The following is a 19155-nucleotide window of genomic DNA, read 5'->3' as shown; positions in this document are numbered from 1 at the left end:
GAGATGCGAGAATGAGTAGAAAGAGCCCTAAATTACCACTGACAGATGAGGAAAGATCGGCACTTCGTAAAGAGAAAATTAAACTGGGTAATATCCATGAACTCCCACCGAAACATCTAAGTGATAAACTGGGTGTTTCAATAGAAAGAGCACGTTACTTAGTCGGTATGTCCATCTTTCAACAAATCCCATCTATCGGGCCGAATATGGCGCATAATGTCGTAGCAGATCTTGGGTACTACACCTATGAAGACATAAAAGATGAAAAGGGAGAGGAACTCATTATCCTCTTAGAAAAGAAATACGGCGTATGGATGGATCCCTGCGTAGAAGACTCACTCAGATGCGTCGTCCACCACGCAAACCACCCAACAAGCACCAAAAATTGGTGGGACTTCACCGCACAACGCAAAACCCACCGCCAAACCCACGGCTACCCAAGCGACCGTCCCACCAAAGCATGGGATCATTAGGGACGGACCTCATTCGTATATCCTCCCCGAAATGGACATCCTAAAGAAAAAAGGAGTGTTGAAAGATGAGAATCCTGTTCATTTGTATCGTGATGGCTTGTTCGTTTGTGTCATCAGTATCAGCTAGAAATATCCTTCCTCTCCCCGCCCATCATCATGAGCTCGCCATTGTGATCGATGATTTAGGAAATGATATGAAAGGAACAGCAGAAATTCTGAACCTTCCTGTCACGTTGACGATAGCAGTCATGCCTTTTCTGCCAACTACCCGTGAAGATGCTGAAAAAGCCCATCAAAAGGGTCATGAGGTCATCGTTCATCTTCCAATGGAACCGATATCTGGGAAAGCGAGCTGGCTTGGACCCGGGGCGATTACCACCTCTCTGTCAAATGGCGAAATCAGAAAGAGGGTAGAGCAGGCGATCGAGGAAGTACCCTATGCAGTAGGAGTCAATCATCATATGGGATCAAAGGCTACGGCAGATGAGCGGGTCATGAGGATTGTCCTCGACACCTGCAAAGAGAAAGGATTATTTTACCTGGATAGTAAGACAACGGGGAAGAGTGTGATCCCAAGGCTATCGAAAGAATTAGGCGTTCCCTATCTTGAAAACGAATTATTCTTTGATGACGTATACACCATTCAGCATATAGGGAAGCAAGCAAGACTTCTTTCAAGAGAATTAGACAGTGATAACGCGACAATCGCCATCGGCCATGTAGGAGTTACAGGAATCAAGGTGGCGACTATGTTAAAAGAGTTTCTGCCTCTCTATGAGAAAAAAGCCTCTATTGTCCCGCTGTCTGATCTTATTCCCGAATATCATCTGATTGATGAGAGTATGCCTTAATTGAACAAAGTAGACTCTTTATTTGTAAATCTTCTGTTAAACTAATGCTTAATTTTTTGTAAAAAGATAACTCTCCATTATAATCAGTAGGTAAGAAGGAGATGATTCGATATGGATTATGCAATTGTGACAGGAGCAACAAGAGGTTTAGGCGAATCGATTGCCAAACTCTATCTAGAAAAGGGCATAGGGGTTATGAATATATCCCGTTCCGATAATGAACGGTTAATTAAACTAGCCGAGGAAAAAGACCTGCCGTATGAATTCTTTCCGTGCGACCTTTCTCAATCCGGACAAACAGAAGAAGTTTTCCGTGAGGTGGGGGAAAAGACCTTTGCACATAAACCTGATATCTTATATGTTGTTCAAAATGCAGGTGTGGTGACGCCAATCAATCCATCAGGTCAGGTGGAAAATCATGCACTTGAAACGAGTGTGAATGTGAATCTGCTATCTCCGATGATTGCGACGAATGAGATGTTAAAAGCAGCACAGGGCTCAGAAACGAAAATGATTATGATCAACATCAGTTCCGGTGCAGGCAGCCGTCCCGTTTATGGATGGAGCACTTATTGCGCGACAAAGGCGGGAGTGAATATGCTGACAGAGACGGTTAGTTTAGAGCTTTCCAAAAAGCATAGCCGCCATCAGGTCATTGCCTTCAGTCCAGGGGTGATGGATACGGATATGCAGGGTGAAATCCGATCGTCATCCAAGGAGGCCTTCGCTGACGTTGAATCCTTCCAGCGTTACAAAGAAGAGGGGATGCTTCGTAGTACGGATACTGTCGCCGATGCCCTATTGAAGCTCATAACTGAAAGCGACATCGAAAGCGGAAAGCTATATCATGTGAATGATCTATTATAAGACGAGAGCAGGTTCCTTTCTGAGGAATCTGCTTTTTTTAGTGAGCAACACCGTTTGATTAACCATCAGGATGATTGATATCAATATTCGGCACAACAAAGGGCGAAAGTGCCCCACCACGATTGAAATCGTTCCAAATTATAAAAAAGAGCATAGGAAAAATGGTGATTTTTCATCATTCACACATCATCCACATCAAAAAAAAGAGAGACACTCCACAAAGGAAGAGTCTCTCTAACATTAATGATTAAGATTGAACGGGATCAATCTTAGCTGCGGATTTTCGAGTGAATTTCGGCAAGGCAAACTGAATCGCAATCAAGCCGCAAATCGCTATCAATACAGGGTAGAAGGCATATGGAATAATGCTGACAGGTGATATGCCTGCAACTTCAGCCACTAACAGTGCCTGTGCTCCGTATGGGATCAGCCCTTGAACGGCGCAAGAGAAAATATCAAGGATACTTGCAGATTTACGTGCATCCACTCCATACTGGTTACTAAGTGTTTTGGCAAGTGGTCCTGCAATAATAATCGAAATGGTATTATTGGCTGTACAAAGATTAGTGGAACTGACTAGCCCTGCGGTAGCAAGCTGTGCTCCCTGAGGAGACTTGATCCTGCGTGTGGCATGATATAGGATAGCCTGAATTCCACCGTTATGACGAATCAGTTCAACCACACCCCCGATGAGAATTGAAAGAATCACGATCTCTGCCATGCCTGTCATTCCCTCGGCTACACTCCCGAAATAACTGGATGGTGTAAAGCTTCCATCAAGGAATCCGATGATACCAGCTAACAGGATTCCTCCAAACAGAACAGCGAACACGTTTAACCCTGCAAGAGCGGCAATAATGACGCCAAGGTAAGGCAGGATTTTAATCCAATTGAAGCCTTCCGCCCCGACAGATGATTGATTTCCCATTGTAAGGACGAACAGAATCACCATTGTGACGATGGCGGCAGGTAAGACAATAAAGAAATTGACTTTGAATTTATCCTTCATCTCCGTTTTCTGTGTACGAACGGCTGCAATTGTCGTATCTGAGATGAATGATAAGTTATCCCCGAACATCGCTCCTCCAATGACGGTCGCCATGGCAAGGGGCATTGAAATATCTGTTCCTGAACTAATTCCGACACCGATTGGCGCAAGGGCAGCAATTGTCCCCATCGATGTTCCCATGGATAACGAAATGAACGCGGCGATCATGAATAATCCAACGATGAGGAGATTACCAGGAAGCACCGAAAGAGCAAAATTGACGGTGGCGTCAACGGCTCCCATCTTTTCAGCGACCCCTGAAAAGGCGCCTGCTAATAAGAAGATGAAAACCATGATCATAATATCAGGGTGCCCGGCTCCTTTAGCGAATCGCTCAATTTTGGCGGTTAACGTTTCTTTGCGGTTCATCACTAAAGCTACAACTGCTGCAATAATAATCGATACGAGTACTGGAAATGCATAAAAGTCTCCTGAAATAATGCCTGCTCCTAGGAACAGAGAAACAAATATGATTAAGGGCAGTAATGCCAATAAATTTCCTTTTTCTTGATTCATATTTAACACTCCTTTGTAATCATTCTTATGAATAGCATTCGAATAAACCAAACAAAAAACCTCTTCCAACATAAGAAGAGGTTTCAATCGAAAGAAACACTCCTCTTATCTTTCAAGCATGATGCTTGCTGGATGTGGCACAGCACTCAAGTGGAGTCCGCTGCCGAGACATCGTAGGGCCAGTCCCTCCGTCTCTCTGGATAAGAAGAATATCGTATTTAGTTGATTTAAAATATACTTCCATACTTTAAAGGGTTTAATTGAAAAAGTCAAACGGAAAAATTTTCTGATAATTCTCAGACAATACCCACTATGACGGAGTAGGTCTTTATCCATAATCAGGCAAATACTCATAGACAATTGCAGTTTCAAGGTCTACTATAAGATAGACAAAAACATCATGGGGGATACGGTAGTGGAAAGAAATGTGCGAAATCAAATTTTTACGTTACAAGGTTTTTATTTATTAACCTTCTTCGGGGTTGGTAGTTTATATCCTTTACTTAGTGTGTATTTAAGTGAAAGTGTTGGGTTGAATGGCTATCAGATTGGAACGATCATGTCTGTTGGTCCGATTATGATGATCTTCTTCCAGCCCATATGGGGAATGGTGAGCGACACGACCAACCGTCCCACATTGGTCCTAGGTTTAACCTCTTTAATAGCTGGGATCTTTGCACTTGGTTATTTGTTTATGGACTTTTATCTTGGTCTACTTATCGTAGCTGTTTTGGTCGCCATTTTCCAAAGTGCGATCATCCCTGTTTCAGATAGTATTAGTCTGAAGTATACAAGCAAAGTACGGTATAACTACGGAAATATCCGCCTATTCGGATCATTGGGATTTGGTATCGCTGTATTTATCATGGGTAGGCTCTCAGAAGGTTTCATCGGTCCAACGATCATTTTTTACTCTTTCTTTATTTGTTTAGTGTTATCCGGATTCCTCTCATTTCGTTTTCCTAAAGAACGAGCGGCAGCAAAGCTTGATTTAAAAGCCGGGATGAAGGAATTATTCACAATGAAGAAGTTCCTGATCTTTTTGGCCGTCACATTTTTAGTATTCGGTCCCAATTTAGCAAACAATGTATATTTTGGGCTGTTTGTTGAAGATTCAGGTGGAACGTATGCAGGAATCGGCCTTGCGTTCTTAATCGCTGTTCTATCGGAAGTTCCTTTCATGAGGGTAGCTGGGGGATGGATTGATAAATTTGGTCTCTTGTCGGTGGCAGCGTTAGCAGGAGCGGCTTCTATGCTTCGCTGGCTCTTTTACTTTACCGAACCAAGTCTATGGCTAGTTTACTCGTCAGCGGTGATGCAAGGTCTTGCCATCGGATTATTCATTCCTGCAGGCTTGCGTTATATTAAAGAAATTACACCGTCCCATATTACGGCAACCGCGGTTACCGTCTATTCAGCAATCGGAAACGGGTTGGGGAATTGGTTCAGTACCTTTGTAGGCGGATTTATCTATGAAACGTACTCCATCTACACGGTGTACTTATTCTTCGCAATCCTATCCCTATTAGGGATTTTCCTCTGCTTTGTTCTTATGAAGGAAGAAAAGAAGAATGCACTTGCCTATTAGGAAAATAGTACAAAGCGTCTAAAGAGAAGATACTCTCTTAGGCGTTTTTTTATTTTATAGGAGAGATGATGTTTAAATATTTTGAAAATTTAACAGAGTTTTGCTAGTATGGTGTATAATGTTAATTAAAGGAAATGATTAGCAGGTGATGACAGGGTGAAGTATACTTGGCTTTTCATAATTGGAATCTTTCTTCTATCGACTGGTTGTACATCTGAACAACTGAAAACAACAGAACTTACGATAGAACCATATGAGGTAAATAAACACGAAAAAGAGTTGATTGTGTTTACAGGGATTGAGGGAATTCAGTATTTTGAGCTTAATGGAGAGGTTGGAAAGGCTGATGATCTTCTAAAAACAATAGAAGTATATGAACATGGTAAAAAAGTGAGCGACGAGCCTTTTTCATCCAATCAAATCCAGGATCATTTCAAGGATTCTCTCTTATCCTTTGGGTTTGATTCAGATAAAGGAGAGATCAGGTTTATTCATGGCAGTGAAGGTGGAACATTTACCATGCTGGAAGACTTTGAAGCTAGCGGCTATACATTCGGAAGCCTTCAGACAGAAAAAGTCATGTTTGAACACAATAAGCCCGTATACCTTTACGCGATTGCCGGAACGAATAAGGGTGGAATTTCAGGCGTAACTCTTGACGAGGAAGGTAAGCCGTCAGGGGGCATCCTGCAGGCGGACAAAGCGTTTGTGTTTAAAGTCATGGTAACCAATCGAACATCTGAATAAAGACACCAAAAGAAGTTGAGAACATCCTTCGACAAAAAAAGTATCTAAAATAGGTTTTAACAATCTGAAATTGTGGTACAAAAAAGTAAGTCACTTATTGAAATTTTTGTTAAAACAAGTTAAAATAATATTATTAGAAAATTCTTTCAATTATAAAAAATAAAAACACTTACATTATTAAAAAAGGGGACTTTAAAATGGAAAATACATTCGTGTATTCAAAGGAAAATGCCAACCTGGGAGATACTATCCAGTTTAAGAGAAAAAAACATGTCATCAACGGTGTGGTCACGACCCTTAGGGAGAATACCGTCATCGTGAAGATGGATAATGAGTTTGCGAAGAAGTTGGATCTTCCGGATGATCAAACCGTAGTTGCTCACAAAAATTATGTCGTGATTGAACGAGCTGAAAATGATATACAACCTGTATTCGTATATGATGGGTGGAATAGCGCATTAAAAGCCTGATAATTCGACTTCAAAGAATAGGACCCTGAGACACCCACCATGCAAATGGAGAGATGTCTCAGGGTCCTTATTAATGTATGGAATTTTGAAAAAGGTGCTTTTTTGCAGCGCATGGTTTGTTTAGATTGATTTCTCTACATATTCCTTGACCATTTCAGGAGTGACCAACTTTCTTTGTGGAACGACCCCTTGGCGGGCAAGAGCATTGATATCGTTTGTGACGTGGTTAATGAGATCCGTTGTAAACGGCTTCCCAGCTGAACAAAGCTGAACCGCTTCATCGATCGCTTTTTCTCTTTGCTCATCCAATGCCATAAACTGCTGAACAAGCTGATTTTGTTTGTTTGAATGCTTGGAAATTTCTTTATGAACACTCATGATTTCATTCCTCTCTATCTTTGACCCAATATTCTTCTATTATGCCTTTCTCTATACCCTATGGCAATGTCCAATGATCACTTCTATAAGATCGGAGACAGCAGCCTTGAAATCGATTCCTTCACTTTAATCATCACAGGTCTTTCCAGATAATCGTCCAGCGTTAATTCCCTACTCTTCTTCATGTCATCTGTAAACGCCGAGCTCAGGTCCATAGAAAGCGCCTGATCATATAAGAAGGCGTTGACCTCAAAGTTCAGACGAAAGCTTCTCACATCAATATTGGCTGTGCCGACAGAAGAAATCGCTTCATCTACGACAATGGTTTTCGCATGAATAAATCCATTCTCATAAATATAGATCTTCACACCTGCTTTCAGCAACTCCCCAATATAGGAATACGTCGCCCAATAAACAAATAGATGATCAGGCTTATTTGGAATCATAATACGTACATCCACCCCCGTAAGGGAAGCGATCCGCAATGAATCAAGCAGGCTGACATCCGGGATGAAATAGGGGGTTTGTATATAGATTGATTTTTTCGCAGAAGAAATCATTTTAATATAACCGTTTTTAATCTGCTCCCATTCAGAGTCTGGACCACATGTTACAATTTGTACTCCGGCTTGTCCAGTGAAGTCAGAAATGGGAAAGTATCGCAAGTTATAAGCGATTTTCTTAGACCGGCTTGCCTGATTCCAATCGAGAATGAAACGGGTTTGCATGGCAAGGGAAGAGCTGCCCGTGATCCTCAGATGAGTATCACGCCAATAACCGAACTTAGGATTCAAACCTAAATATTCATCTCCAATGTTAAAGCCACCAACATAACCGACCTTCCCATCAATAATAACCAACTTTCGGTGGTTGCGGTAATTGAGGCGAAGATTGACAAAAGGAATTTTCGAAGGGAAAAAGACCTCCACTTCTCCGCCGGCAGCAAGAAGTTCCTTAAAGAATCCTCTTCTTGTCCGGCGAGATCCCATTTCATCATATAAAACCCGTATCTTAACACCTTGTCGGGATTTCTCGGTGAGTTTCTCCAGGATTTTCTTACCCAAATGATCCTTTTTGAAAATATAGTACTGAATGTGAATATGATCCGTTGCTGCGTCAAGGTCATCTAATAAGGAAGCGAACTTATCTTCTCCATGAGTAAACAATGTGACGTCATTGTCCTGGGTCAATAGAGCATCATTATTCATCAGGTGCATATAAATAAGGTCCTGATAGCGGGAAGACGTCTCATTTTTAAACGGGAAGCGGTGTTCCTTAAGGGAATGTATCTGCTTTTGAATCAGATTTTCAATCCCGATCTTCTTCATATCGTCCCAGTCGAATAATCGTTTTCTGCTTAAGTTCTGACCAAAGACTAAATAAAGGATAAAGCCGAGTAGCGGTATGAAAAAAAGAACCATGAGCCATGCCCATGTTGCCCCGACATCTTTCCGTTCCAGGAATATGATCACGGCAGCAAGGGCCAGGTTAAGAATAAACAATACTCCTAGAAGGGTGGATAGAATACTCATAAGTATGTAAGACTCCTTTAGCTAGCTTTCTATAAGTAGTATACCTGAGAATCGAATTGAAAAAAATGACAAAGAAGCTAACCGCCAAATAGACAGGGGGTTAGCTTCTCTTTTTTATTGATCGTAAACTTCTCGCTAGTATACGATGAGTTATTCATTTACTGCTTTTTTACGAATTTCTTTTTCACGCATAGGCCAGCTTTCGACTCCTTTTAGACCAGGTATGTCGTCTGCGAAAAATACTGGATCCAATCCTTGACGCCGTTGCTCCATATAATTATTTAAGGCTTTGAAAGCAATCGGTGCCAATATACCAATCGCGATAAGGTTCGTTAACGCCATCAGTGCCATGGAGAGATCAGCTAAGCTCCAGACAATATCCAGACTTGCAACCGATCCGAAGATGACCATCCCTAAGGCAATGCAACGGTAGACCAATAGTCCGGTCTTGCTCTTATTAATGAATGGGAGGTTGGCTTCTCCGTAATAATAACTACCAATGATGGAGCTAAAGGCGAATGTAAAGATCGCAATTGCCAGGAAGATCCCAGCCCATGAATTGAAGTGTTCAGACATGGCTGCCTGAGATAGTTCAATCCCTGTCAATCCTGATCCGTATGCATCTGACGTCAGAATGATGAACGCCGTTGCAGAACATACGAGTAAAGTATCAAAGAATACACCAAGCGCTTGAATGAACCCTTGTTTAACAGGGTGGGAAACCGAAGCGGTAGCGGCAGCATTAGGTGCACTACCCATACCGGCTTCATTAGAGAATAGTCCACGCTTTACTCCATTCATGATCGCGGCACCAATCCCACCACCGACCACTTGTTCAAAGCCAAAGGCACTTTTGAAAATAAGTGCGATGACGCCTGGCATTTCAGTAATATTCGTAATGACTACATATAATGCCAATACAATATAAAAACCGGCCATGATTGGTACGATGAAAGAAGAAAAGTTGGCGATACGTTTGACGCCACCAAATATAATAAGGGCAGTCAAACCAGCTAAAACGATTCCAATTACAAATGTATTAATTCCAAATGAATTACTAAAGGCAGTTGCGATGGTGTTACTTTGCACCGCATTAAAGGTTGTCCCAAATGAGAGAATGATCGTTACAGCAAAAATCGAACTCATCCATGGTTTCCCCAGTTGTTTCTTCATATAATAGCCGGGGCCACCTTTAAATCCTATCGTATCTTTTTCTTTATAAATTTGGGCCAATGTACTTTCGACAAAGGCACTGGCTCCTCCAAGAATGGCTACAAGCCACATCCAGAAGACCGCTCCAGGTCCCCCAATTGCTAAGGCAATGGCGACTCCCGCTAAATTACCTGTACCAATTCGAGTACCTGCTCCGATAAAGAAAGCTTGCAAAGAAGAGATTGATTTTTCCCCTTCAGACTCGACCACATCTTTGTCGCCTAAAAGCCTGAACATTTCCCCTAAATGGCGGATTTGAACAAACTTTGATCCAATTGTGAAATACAATCCTAAAATGATGAGGAGACCAATCAGCACATATCCCCATAATATTGAATTTGCTCCACTGACTAAATTATTTAAAATGTCCATGTTAACCTCCTGTGAATGTTGTGTCGGTTATGTTAACATTATCTGAAAATTTAAAATAAAAGTCAAGTTATTATCTGAATATTAAATTATTACCAGTTGTTATTTAGAAAGTCGAACTATTTTATCATAGTAATAAAGGATTTCTTTACAGGGTGAGGTCTAAAGGATTGGCCTGTAAAGTTATTCTGAAATAATATACTTTGTTCTATTGAAATAACAACTATTCAACCTAAATAGTTCACTGATCAAGTGGAAATTAATAAGAGGGACTACGGTATGTACAAATTATTAGTTTAATAATAAAGAATCAATAGGGATCCATTGAAATCTGTTCACAAAAAAATGCCACAGGGTCCCATGGCAACATCTTTATCTTCACTATTAATATAGAGGGATAAGTGCGGGTGGATGATGACAGATTTGTTCAATAATAATTCCAAAATCCTAAAAAAAATAATAAAATACCTGTGATCATCGATATACCAAATACCATAAATAAGAAATCAAAAATGCTGTCGGCGAAGACTCTTTTGCGGTTCTCGCGTTTGAAATGACGAACTTCCTTTCGGTACGATCGTGCAGTACGACTCATAGAAACCAGCTCCTCCTCATAACATCATTTGTATTAACACATATTCGTCACCCAACAAGAAAATCCTCCCTCCACATGAAAAAAATGACGATATAACCCAAACACTATCACATTCAGTCGAATCGAGGGACGGACCTACTAGTAAAAAGGCAAATAAGAGGCTATCGCAAGGATAGCCTCTTATTTGATGTAAGAAAGCTTTGAAGTCCGCACACGCATCCTTTGCTAGCGGAGGTGATTTTGAGAGATTCCGCTGAGGGCGCTTCCGGCACTTTGGTCAGATTGCTGTTGTACTGCCAGATCCCCTAGAGCAAGCATCCCCACAAGCTGACCGTTTTCTACGACCGGTAAACGGCGTACCTGATGCTGTGACATCTTGGCAGATGCTTCTTCGACAGATGCATCCGGAGAAATGGTCACCACTTGCTGTGACATAACTTGAGAGACATTTCCTTGTGCACCCTGACTAAGTCCACGAGTAGCAATATCACGGTCTGTAATCATACCGACAACTTGTCCGTTTTCAACAATGGGAACGGAACCAACATTCTTAGAATTCATCTTTGAAGCGATGCTCTCAAGTGAATCCCGATTAGAAGCTGCTTCCACATTTGTCGACATAATATCACGTACTTGCATGCAAAATTCCCCCTTGGTCATATTGGCAGTACACGTATATTATTGGATATATTCTTTGAACTATTCATACGTTTGATTACCATATTTGAAGATGCAGTTTGTGGTGGCCGCTATTCATTAGGGAGATAATGAACGTTCACTATTTGGCCCAATAAATGGTGGAAGTGGCCCAATAAATGGTGGAAGTGGCCCAATAAATGGTAGAAGTGGTCCAATAAACCTTGGAAGTGGCACAATACATGGAGAAAGTGGCCCATAAAAGTCCAGAACAGGTCCAATAAATAGTCAAACCGATCCTAACAAAATCCAGAACCGATCCTCCAAACCCTGAAACCGACTAAAACCCTCCAATAAAGTCCAAATACAACCTGAAAATATAAGAAAACAACGTCCAAAAAAGCTGTTGAACACCATTTTTCATGAAAGTAAGCACACATGAACGTAAGTCTATAGATTTTCTTCTTTATAAGTTGCTCATTATCGGCAGGAGGGACGGACCTTTCCCAGGAAGGTCCGTCCCTCAAAATAGTATCTTATCTTTCGACCAATAGTAGAGTCCAATACGTTTCGTAAGCGCCACCTTCAGCATATCCCACGCCAATATGGGTATAGGACCCGGTGAGTATATGTTTTCGGTGGCCAGGACTCTCCATCCATTCCCGCACGACCTGCTCAGGGCTTGTTTGCCCGGCCGCGATATTTTCAGCAGCCTCATTGAACTGAATATGAAAAGCTTTCATCATATCGGTTGGAGTCCCGTAAGTCGGACTTTTGTGAGAGAAGTATCCGACATCCCTCATGTTACGGGACTTAGAGAAGGCAACCCTTGAAAGCTCCGAATCAAGCTTGAGAGGAGGCAGACCGTTCTTTTGCCTTTCTTTATTTGTTAATTCCATAATCCTGTTCTCGAAAGATGATGCCTCAGTGAATGAAGGAATGGTGATTTTTTGACCTGGATAGATTACATCCGGATTTGATAAGTGGGTATTCGCTTCAATCAGTTCAGACAAATTAATCTGAAATCGTTTGGAAATGTTCCAAAGGGTATCTCCTTTTTTTACTAAATACATATTTCCAGCAGCTGCTTCAGTTAGGGCCAAAAGGCTAATGACAAAGGACGACAGGACAATATAGAGAGCTCGTTTCGTTTTCATGTTTATAAATTGTGTAGTTTGGTACAAATTATTCTTTGGAAATGCATAAAAATAGGATTATTGTTTCATTTTTAGGGAAAAGGAAAACCATATTACAATTAGTGAAACCTTTTTAAAGGTCAAACGTACAAATAGGTAACGATAATATAAAAAGAGGTGAATAACGTGGTAAAGGAGAACGATCGCTTTAAAAAAGTGATAACGAAATTGTCGAACGTCGGTGTGAATATTTCTAAAACGAAGTCAAGACGTGAAATTCTTCATTCACTAAAGCAGTATCAACCATTACCTAAGACGTTAACCCAAGACTCTTAAAATTCAGTCATATAGAAACGTTGGACAGACATATTTCCCCTTTCTTCCCGATATACTAATTAGAAGTGAAGAGGAGGGGTAGACATGGAGAGAATGATGTTTGATTTACAAGCATTAAAGGAAATCAGAAAGAAGGCAGATGAGATTTCATACTATTGTATGAGCCACGATCAACCCACAGATCCTCATCGTGTAAGCATGGCGTTAGATCAGGTGTGTCGTGCCCTTGCCATGTTTGCGGAAATGGAACTTCATCGCATGCAGAATCAGCATATTCCCTATGATCCCCAAAGTTATATTAAGGGGCGTCTTGGAATTGCCTATCGATCTGTACTCCAAGTCCCTCAGGAAGATTCCACTACTGCATAGAAAAAGAGGTTGACCCAAGATTCGTGGGAGGATGAATCCCGATATCAACAGGAATAGAAAATAAGCGCTGAACGTATATGGACTGGTCCATTAAGGGTGAAATCAACTCATCGTTTTGGGTCAGCCTCTTTTTATTCGAATGGAATAATGTGAACTTTCCGTTTATCAAGGGAAGGCTTGGCGTGTAAGCGCTTCTGTAAATAACTTCTTCTGAAATTGTTCTTACTACTTAATAAGTTAGGTGACGATATTCATGACAAAGTATTCGGATATATTGCTTGTGTGTAATGGGAAGGCAGGTCAGGGAACGTTAGAGGTACTATTGAAGGATGCAGTGCCTCCCCTGCTGGATATATGCACAAATTTAATCATTCATAAGACAAAAGAAAAGGGCGATGCAGAAAGAACTTGCAGGGAGACAGGTAACAGATATGAGCTCGTTGTGATCCTGGGTGGTGACGGGACGATCCATGAAGCCATCAATGGATTATCTTCCCTTGAAAATCGTCCGCTTGTCGGCATTCTTCCAGGAGGGACATGCAATGATTTTGCCCGTTCATTACAGATCCCTATGAACATTAGACAAGCTGTTCAACTCATAACGGAACGACCTTTTGAAAAAGCAATCGACATCGTCAAAACGGACGAGAGGTATTTCAGCAACTTCTGGGGAACAGGCTTGATTTCTCAGACAAGCGACAATATTGATGTGGGCTCAAAGAGCGTCCTCGGTAAATTAAGTTACTATATAAGTGCATTTCAATCGATTCAGGATTCACCTATCCTGAATGTGAAGGTCACCACAGAGAAAGAGGTAGTGGAAGAAGAAGTGGTCATGCTCCTTGTGGCCAATGGACGTTCAATAGGCTCCAACCCACTGCCGAACAGTATTGAAATGGACGATGGTTTAATGGATATCTACGTGGTCAAAAAAAGTGGATTTCCGTTGTTAAAGGAATTCCTCGTCATCAGGAGTACGGGGAATATAAGCGAACAATATGAGGATATTATGCATCTTCAAGCAAAAGAAGCACATATTGAACTTGGTCAAAATGAAAAGCTCGATATGGATGGGGAACTATATGAAGGAAGAAGCCAGTCCCTTCAAGTGTTGCAGCAGCATCTGCGTTTTGTAGTGGGGACTTCCGAATAAAAAAGAGGATTGGATACGTCGTATCCAATCCTCTTTTTATATCAAGGGGTGCGTTTTTTCTTTTTAACTACCAAGTAAACAAGGTAAACGGCAACCAACACTCCACCGGCTCCTAGAGTTAGGAGTGTAAAGTTTTCCTCAATAAATGGTTTAGCCTTTGCTCCCAGAGTGAGGATAATCGCCCCTTCGAGAAAGAAACGAATTCCTCTACCGATAATCGACCAGATCACTAGTACCCGGATCCTCACACCGGAAACACCGGCGAATATCGTGAAAATCTTATAAGGGACAGGCGTCAGTCCTGCGATGAGAAGAGCCATCGGTCCATATTTAGTAAAGTATTCTTCTACCTTCTGTATTCGTGGTTCAGAGAACAAACGTACAAGAATCGGTCGTCCAAGCTTTTTACCGATCAACCAGCCGAAAAGAGACCCAATAACAGACGCAATGGTCGTATAGAGGGCATAAAGCAATGCGCTACCCGGGTTGGCTATTGCTAATGGGATCAGGAGTACATCAGGTGGAATGGGGAAAAAAGATGAATCGGCGAAAGAAACAAGAATTAACCCCCATACACCATAATCCAGTAACCAAGCTTCAAAAGCGTGAAGTAGTTCAGACATAAGTTCAGCAATCTCCTTTATTCAAAAAGCGTCAAATTTCGATTTTAATAGAACATAAGAAAGTATATCACTTTTTATAATGGGAGTCATGAATTATCCTGTCATAGTGAAACCATTTCATGGAAAATCCGTCGAATGTATAAAGGGGAGGATTTTCGTGAAAATGGTGAGGATATTCATCTTTGTGAGCTGTTTTCTACTATTTCTACCGATTGCTGTTATTGCATGTAAATGTGTAGAGAAGAGCGATGAGGTTCATTTCACAGATGCCGATGCTGTGTTTGTGGGTGAGGTAGTGAAAGTGGATGAGCATAAAGAAGTGGCAGCTGTGGAAGTGATTAGTACGTGGAAAGGATTGAAAGCAAGCAACGTATACCTATACACAAACAAAACGTCTTGCGGATTTAATTTTAGAGAAGATCGAACATATCTCTTCTATGCCCAGAAACAAAAGGGGAAGTATACAGTTGAAGCATGTAGTGGATCAGTCGATATAGATGGTGCGAAGGAGTCGATAGCCGAGCTTGGAGAAGGATCTCCCCCTTCTAAACAAGTCACCCTTCAGGAATTGAAAAGTGAAGCCGATTTAAAGAAGTGGGGAGTGTTAGGTATCGTCATTCTCTCCATCGGTATAGGAATGAAGCTTATTGTAAAACTTGAAAAAAGCCTCAAACGAAAATAGTCTATTTCTCGGGAAATAGTGACAGAAATCTACATTTCCGCAGGGCAGTTCATTCCAAGTAATCGTAACCCTTCGGCAAGGACAATCCCGACAGCTTGAACCAGGGCAAGGCGGGTTGGTTGGTTTGAGTCCTTGGAAATGATTTTTGTTTTACCGTAATAACGGTTAAAGCTTTGTGAGGTATCGATTAAATACTTGGCGACGACAGATGGTGAATAGTTCTGCCAAGACTTTTCAATAATCTCAGGGAATAATCGCAGTTGCTTTATCACTTCCCAGCTTTCAGGATCATCCAGCCCTTCGAACGTCAAAGGAGGGAGAGCTCCTGCTTTTCTAAGGAGGGACTGTGTTCTGGCATACGTATATTGAATATAAGGTCCCGTTTCTCCCTCGAAAGTGAGCATATGGTCTAAAGAGAATTCAATATCGTTGAGACGGTCATTTTTCAGGTCATGAAAAATGATCGCTCCAACTCCAACATCCTGTGCAACCTTATCTGCATTCTTTAAACTAGGGTTTTTCTGCTTAATATTTTCTTCTGCTATTTTTATTGCCTCTTGAAGCACTTCTTGAAGGAGGATGACTCTGCCTTTACGCGTGGACATTTTCTTTCCATCCTTTAAATAAAGGCCGAACGGTATATGTTTCATATCATCAGCCCAGTCGAATCCAAGCTTTTTCAGAACATTCATCACTTGCTTAAAGTGGATGGTCTGTTCCTGACCGACAATATAAAGGGCCGCGTCAAAGTCATAATGCCGCTTTCGATACAGGGCAGCTGCCAGGTCCCGGGTGGCATATAGGGTAGCCCCATCTGTTTTTTTTATCAGGCAAGGGGGCATGTTCTCTTCTTCCATTCTAACCACCTTAGCGCCTTGGGAGGTTTCTAGGAGATCTGCGCCTTGGAGCAATGTCACGATTTCCTCCATCTTGTCGTTGAAAAATGCTTCCCCATTATAGGAATCGAATTCAACTCCAAGTAAAAAGTAAATGGTTTTAAAGGCTTCGAGGGATTCGACTTTAAACCATTTCCACAGCTCCGTCACTTCTTCATCTCCATCTTCTAGAAGCTTAAAGGCTCTTCTTCCTTCTTCTTAGAGTGAAGGATCGATTTCAGCCTCCTGATGAAATTTCTTATACAGCACGAAAAGTTCTGCAATAGGGTTCGCTTTGACCACTTCTGGATCTCCCCACTTTTTGAAAGCGACAATTAATTTACCGAATTGGGTACCCCAATCCCCGATATAGTTGATCTTTTCTGTGGAATAGCCGCATTTTTCAGCGATGGTGGCAATGGAATTTCCTATCACCGTTGAGCGGAGATGTCCCATGGAGAAGGGCTTTGCAATATTAGGAGAAGACATGTCTAATACAATGGTTTTATTTTCACCGAACTGTTTAGCACCATACTCTTCTCCTTGTACTAAAATATCTGAAACAACTTCTTTCCCGATTTTGCCTCCATCAAAATAGATATTCACATAGGGTCCAACTGCCTCTACTTTAGTGAAGAGAGGAGAGGAAAGCTCACCGGCAACTTCACTAGCGATGACAGCAGGAGATTCTTTAAGGGTTTTGGCCAACTGGAAACACGGGAAGGACAAGTCCCCTAAATGTGTATGCTTTGGCGTTTCAATCCACTCATAGAGATCGTTCTCATTCCATTCAGTCAGGATATGTGACTTTAACGCATTGGCTAGTATTGATTTCAAATCCATTTCCTTACACCTCCATTAATTTGAACAACAAAAAAACCCGCCTCTATATCACATAGAGACGAGTTTAGCTCGCGGTACCACTCTTATTCCCCAAGGGGGCGCTCATTGCATAACGGGAGAAACCCGGTTTTTCCCTACTGTATTCAAGAAAAACTTCTCAGAAGTGCGTTTCATCCCGAGCTTCACACCAGGCTTCCACCGCCCCCCGGCTCGCTATTGATTCACGTCAGCATTACTCTCTTCGTCATTGAATCATCCATATCTAATTACTATTATTTTACACATATTGGTGATGAATGCAACCAGTAATTAAGAATCTTCTGAAGAAAACATATACGTTTTATGATGAAATCTCATACTGAACACAAGTCCGAGTGCGAGCATATTTCCCATGAGGGAGCTCCCCCCATAGCTGATGAACGGAAGAGGAATCCCGGTAATCGGTAATAATTGAATCGTCATGCCGATATTCTGAAACACATGGAAGGTAATCATACTAATAATCCCAGCACATACATAGGCATTAAAAGGTTCTTTCGTGTCCAACGCTGTTTTGGTCAAATGGTAGATTAACAGGAAGTACAAGCTGATGACTACGCTTGCTCCAATAAATCCGTATTCTTCTCCGATCACACTGAAGATAAAGTCCGTATGGTTTTCCGGTATATATACTTCCCGGTCACTATACCCTTTTCCGAAAATCTGGCCTGAACCTATGGCGTTAAGGGAGTTGATCAAGTGGAACCCTTCTAATTTCGCATAGTTATACGGGTCCAGCCAAGCATAGATACGACCAAATTGATACGGCTTAACGTTTAAGTACTTTTCCAATAAATCAGGTGCCCAAATTACCAGTGAAAGGATACCGGCTCCGAGTACTCCTATGGAAGCATAGATAGGAACGATGAGCTTCCACGTAATACCTGAAACCAAGATGATTCCAGTCATGATGGCTAAAATGACGAGTGATGTCCCTAAGTCCGGTTGCTGCATAATAAAGGCTAGAGGAACAAGGGTGGTAAGGCCAATCTTAATCAATAACTGAAAGTCTGATTGAATGGTTTTACTTGGATTCAGTTCATTATGGTTCGTAATGACCCGAGCCAAGGCAAGGATAAGAAAGGTCTTCATGAACTCTGAAGGCTGTATAGAGCCTAGCGGGCCAAGCATGAACCAGCTTTTAGCACCATTTCTATGAGGTGCGATGCTTTCTGGTGAAATTAATAATAGAACGAGCAAGAAAATTCCCGCACCGTATATGTACCAAGCAAGACGCTTATACTGGTCCGAGTCCAGGAATAGCGCGGCTCCGATAATAATTCCACCCACCACATACCAAAACGCCTGTCTGATCACAAAATTTGTCCCGTATTGCCCTGAGGTTTGGGCACTGCTTATTCCCATTGCGCTTACAATAAAGAACAACATCAATAAAAAGAGAAGACCCCAATCGATCTTATCAGCAAATCGCTGGCGAGTTTCCATAATCTATTCACCTGAATTTCTAAAGATTTCACATACCTAGTCTAATAGAAACGAAGGGAAATTTCTACTGATGAGAGAGAAAATACCGAAGATCTCTCGATGAATTTTAGCCTGGAACCAGCATTTTTTGAAAAAGGTTTAAAGGGAAAGCTTATTGGAGTGGGGTTTCATAGGAGAGGACTCGGGTGACTTACCATTTATTACATGATTGTGATCGTTTCTTGTCATTTCATTTATTCGAGCAAACCGTCCACTAAGTGGAAGGAAACCTGTAAATTGAAAATATACTGCCTGTAGTCCCGGGATATGACTATTTTCGACAATTACCTGCGACTTTTGTCATCATTTTGAAATGAAATAGAAAAGAACAT

At 41.5% G+C, this 19155-nt stretch carries 19 protein-coding genes, 1 pseudogene, 1 riboswitch and 1 other annotated feature; of the genes and pseudogenes, 10 read left to right on the top strand and 10 right to left on the bottom strand.

Features of this window, described 5'->3' with window-relative positions; all coding sequences use genetic code 11:
- Positions 1-11 precede the first annotated feature (11 nt).
- From FGG79_RS18880 to FGG79_RS18870, 3 genes are all read left to right on the top strand, one after another.
- Positions 12-473: a helix-hairpin-helix domain-containing protein gene (locus FGG79_RS18880; RefSeq protein WP_138781217.1), complete on the top strand. Its 462-nt coding sequence runs from the start codon at positions 12-14 to the stop codon at positions 471-473.
- 65 nt (positions 474-538) lie between these two features.
- Positions 539-1324 carry a divergent polysaccharide deacetylase family protein gene (locus tag FGG79_RS18875; protein WP_138781215.1) on the top strand — a complete coding sequence of 262 codons (786 nt, stop codon included), beginning with the start codon at positions 539-541 and terminating at the stop codon, positions 1322-1324.
- A gap of 111 nt (positions 1325-1435) precedes the next feature.
- Positions 1436-2191: a (S)-benzoin forming benzil reductase gene (locus FGG79_RS18870; protein ID WP_138781213.1), complete on the top strand. Its 756-nt coding sequence runs from the start codon at positions 1436-1438 to the stop codon at positions 2189-2191.
- A 247-nt stretch (positions 2192-2438) separates the two neighbouring features.
- On the opposite strand, the gene FGG79_RS18865 is transcribed toward FGG79_RS18870, so the two are convergent.
- Complete coding sequence (locus tag FGG79_RS18865) at positions 2439-3755, bottom strand: Na+/H+ antiporter NhaC family protein (protein WP_138781211.1); 1317 nt, start codon at positions 3753-3755, stop codon at positions 2439-2441.
- 102 nt (positions 3756-3857) lie between these two features.
- Positions 3858-3962, bottom strand: a riboswitch (SAM riboswitch).
- Between the two features lie 208 nt (positions 3963-4170).
- Between FGG79_RS18865 and FGG79_RS18860 the strand changes: the two genes are divergently transcribed.
- From FGG79_RS18860 to FGG79_RS18850, 3 genes are all read left to right on the top strand, one after another.
- Positions 4171-5343 carry an MFS transporter gene (locus FGG79_RS18860; protein WP_481747294.1) on the top strand — a complete coding sequence of 391 codons (1173 nt, stop codon included), beginning with the start codon at positions 4171-4173 and terminating at the stop codon, positions 5341-5343.
- 156 nt (positions 5344-5499) lie between these two features.
- Positions 5500-6090, top strand: a complete 591-nt coding sequence (locus FGG79_RS18855; RefSeq protein WP_138781207.1) for a hypothetical protein — start codon at positions 5500-5502, stop codon at positions 6088-6090.
- A gap of 197 nt (positions 6091-6287) precedes the next feature.
- The gene (locus tag FGG79_RS18850; protein ID WP_138781205.1) at positions 6288-6560 is read left to right on the top strand and encodes a DUF2187 family protein; all 273 of its coding nucleotides are present in this window, start codon (positions 6288-6290) and stop codon (positions 6558-6560) included.
- A 120-nt stretch (positions 6561-6680) separates the two neighbouring features.
- Here the strand turns inward: FGG79_RS18850 and FGG79_RS18845 are convergent, their stop codons facing one another.
- The 6 genes from FGG79_RS18845 to safA all read right to left on the bottom strand — a co-directional run bounded on the left by FGG79_RS18845 (position 6681) and on the right by safA (position 12439).
- On the bottom strand, positions 6681-6938 hold the full coding sequence (locus FGG79_RS18845; RefSeq protein WP_138781202.1) for a YpbS family protein: 258 nt from the start codon (positions 6936-6938) through the stop codon (positions 6681-6683).
- 83 nt (positions 6939-7021) lie between these two features.
- Positions 7022-8470 carry a cardiolipin synthase gene (gene cls / locus FGG79_RS18840; RefSeq protein ID WP_138781200.1) on the bottom strand — a complete coding sequence of 483 codons (1449 nt, stop codon included), beginning with the start codon at positions 8468-8470 and terminating at the stop codon, positions 7022-7024.
- A 150-nt stretch (positions 8471-8620) separates the two neighbouring features.
- Positions 8621-10054, bottom strand: coding sequence for an alanine/glycine:cation symporter family protein (locus FGG79_RS18835; RefSeq protein ID WP_138781198.1), 1434 nt, complete (start codon positions 10052-10054; stop codon positions 8621-8623).
- Positions 10055-10478: 424 nt separating this feature from the next.
- A complete protein-coding gene (locus tag FGG79_RS21930) occupies positions 10479-10646 on the bottom strand; it encodes a hypothetical protein (RefSeq protein WP_171051003.1) in 168 nt (55 codons plus the stop codon).
- A gap of 225 nt (positions 10647-10871) precedes the next feature.
- Entirely contained in the window at positions 10872-11285 is a 414-nt protein-coding gene (locus FGG79_RS18830; RefSeq protein WP_138781196.1) for a CBS domain-containing protein, read from the bottom strand.
- 533 nt (positions 11286-11818) lie between these two features.
- On the bottom strand, positions 11819-12439 hold the full coding sequence (gene safA / locus FGG79_RS18825; protein ID WP_138781194.1) for a SafA/ExsA family spore coat assembly protein: 621 nt from the start codon (positions 12437-12439) through the stop codon (positions 11819-11821).
- A 165-nt stretch (positions 12440-12604) separates the two neighbouring features.
- Here safA and FGG79_RS21925 point away from each other — a divergent pair, with 165 nt between their 5' ends.
- The 3 genes from FGG79_RS21925 to FGG79_RS18815 all read left to right on the top strand — a co-directional run bounded on the left by FGG79_RS21925 (position 12605) and on the right by FGG79_RS18815 (position 14276).
- Positions 12605-12754 (top strand): Lmo0850 family protein, encoded by a 150-nt coding sequence (locus FGG79_RS21925; RefSeq protein ID WP_098351100.1) that lies wholly within the window; start codon positions 12605-12607, stop codon positions 12752-12754.
- Between the two features lie 84 nt (positions 12755-12838).
- On the top strand, positions 12839-13123 hold the full coding sequence (locus FGG79_RS18820) for a hypothetical protein (RefSeq protein ID WP_240794331.1): 285 nt from the start codon (positions 12839-12841) through the stop codon (positions 13121-13123).
- 253 nt (positions 13124-13376) lie between these two features.
- On the top strand, positions 13377-14276 hold the full coding sequence (locus FGG79_RS18815; protein WP_138781192.1) for a diacylglycerol/lipid kinase family protein: 900 nt from the start codon (positions 13377-13379) through the stop codon (positions 14274-14276).
- A gap of 41 nt (positions 14277-14317) precedes the next feature.
- Here FGG79_RS18815 and FGG79_RS18810 read toward each other — a convergent pair whose 3' ends face one another.
- Positions 14318-14899 carry a YqaA family protein gene (locus tag FGG79_RS18810; protein WP_138781190.1) on the bottom strand — a complete coding sequence of 194 codons (582 nt, stop codon included), beginning with the start codon at positions 14897-14899 and terminating at the stop codon, positions 14318-14320.
- Positions 14900-15056: 157 nt separating this feature from the next.
- Here FGG79_RS18810 and FGG79_RS18805 point away from each other — a divergent pair, with 157 nt between their 5' ends.
- Positions 15057-15581 (top strand): hypothetical protein, encoded by a 525-nt coding sequence (locus FGG79_RS18805; RefSeq protein ID WP_138781188.1) that lies wholly within the window; start codon positions 15057-15059, stop codon positions 15579-15581.
- A gap of 29 nt (positions 15582-15610) precedes the next feature.
- Here FGG79_RS18805 and argS read toward each other — a convergent pair.
- A pseudogene (argS, locus tag FGG79_RS18800) lies at positions 15611-17299 on the bottom strand (arginine--tRNA ligase).
- 51 nt (positions 17300-17350) lie between these two features.
- Positions 17351-17556: a binding site (T-box leader), on the bottom strand.
- Positions 17557-17608: 52 nt separating this feature from the next.
- Complete coding sequence (locus FGG79_RS18795; RefSeq protein WP_138781186.1) at positions 17609-18784, bottom strand: FtsW/RodA/SpoVE family cell cycle protein; 1176 nt, start codon at positions 18782-18784, stop codon at positions 17609-17611.
- Between the last annotated feature and the right edge of the window lie 371 nt (positions 18785-19155).

Origin of the sequence: Bacillus sp. BHET2 (assembly GCF_005938125.1) — a bacterium.
In the GTDB taxonomy this organism is placed as follows: Bacteria; Bacillota; Bacilli; order Bacillales; family Bacillaceae_B; genus Rossellomorea.
The sequence above is the reverse complement of the archived record's forward strand: the minus strand, read 5'-3'. Positions and strand labels throughout refer to the sequence as shown.

What these genes read in the sequence shown, in the direction of transcription:
- FGG79_RS18810 (WP_138781190.1), bottom strand. Translation starts at nt 14,899, where the DNA reads ATGTCTGAACTACTTCACGCTTTTGAAGCTTGGTTACTGGATTATGGT.
- cls (WP_138781200.1), bottom strand. Translation starts at nt 8,470, where the DNA reads ATGAGTATTCTATCCACCCTTCTAGGAGTATTGTTTATTCTTAACCTG.
- safA (WP_138781194.1), bottom strand. Translation starts at nt 12,439, where the DNA reads ATGAAAACGAAACGAGCTCTCTATATTGTCCTGTCGTCCTTTGTCATT.
- FGG79_RS18795 (WP_138781186.1), bottom strand. Translation starts at nt 18,784, where the DNA reads ATGGAAACTCGCCAGCGATTTGCTGATAAGATCGATTGGGGTCTTCTC.
- FGG79_RS18875 (WP_138781215.1), top strand. Translation starts at nt 539, where the DNA reads ATGAGAATCCTGTTCATTTGTATCGTGATGGCTTGTTCGTTTGTGTCA.
- FGG79_RS18815 (WP_138781192.1), top strand. Translation starts at nt 13,377, where the DNA reads ATGACAAAGTATTCGGATATATTGCTTGTGTGTAATGGGAAGGCAGGT.
- FGG79_RS18820 (WP_240794331.1), top strand. Translation starts at nt 12,839, where the DNA reads ATGGAGAGAATGATGTTTGATTTACAAGCATTAAAGGAAATCAGAAAG.
- FGG79_RS18870 (WP_138781213.1), top strand. Translation starts at nt 1,436, where the DNA reads ATGGATTATGCAATTGTGACAGGAGCAACAAGAGGTTTAGGCGAATCG.
- FGG79_RS18865 (WP_138781211.1), bottom strand. Translation starts at nt 3,755, where the DNA reads ATGAATCAAGAAAAAGGAAATTTATTGGCATTACTGCCCTTAATCATA.
- FGG79_RS18830 (WP_138781196.1), bottom strand. Translation starts at nt 11,285, where the DNA reads ATGCAAGTACGTGATATTATGTCGACAAATGTGGAAGCAGCTTCTAAT.
- FGG79_RS21930 (WP_171051003.1), bottom strand. Translation starts at nt 10,646, where the DNA reads ATGAGTCGTACTGCACGATCGTACCGAAAGGAAGTTCGTCATTTCAAA.
- FGG79_RS18835 (WP_138781198.1), bottom strand. Translation starts at nt 10,054, where the DNA reads ATGGACATTTTAAATAATTTAGTCAGTGGAGCAAATTCAATATTATGG.
- FGG79_RS18850 (WP_138781205.1), top strand. Translation starts at nt 6,288, where the DNA reads ATGGAAAATACATTCGTGTATTCAAAGGAAAATGCCAACCTGGGAGAT.
- FGG79_RS18880 (WP_138781217.1), top strand. Translation starts at nt 12, where the DNA reads ATGAGTAGAAAGAGCCCTAAATTACCACTGACAGATGAGGAAAGATCG.
- FGG79_RS18845 (WP_138781202.1), bottom strand. Translation starts at nt 6,938, where the DNA reads ATGAGTGTTCATAAAGAAATTTCCAAGCATTCAAACAAACAAAATCAG.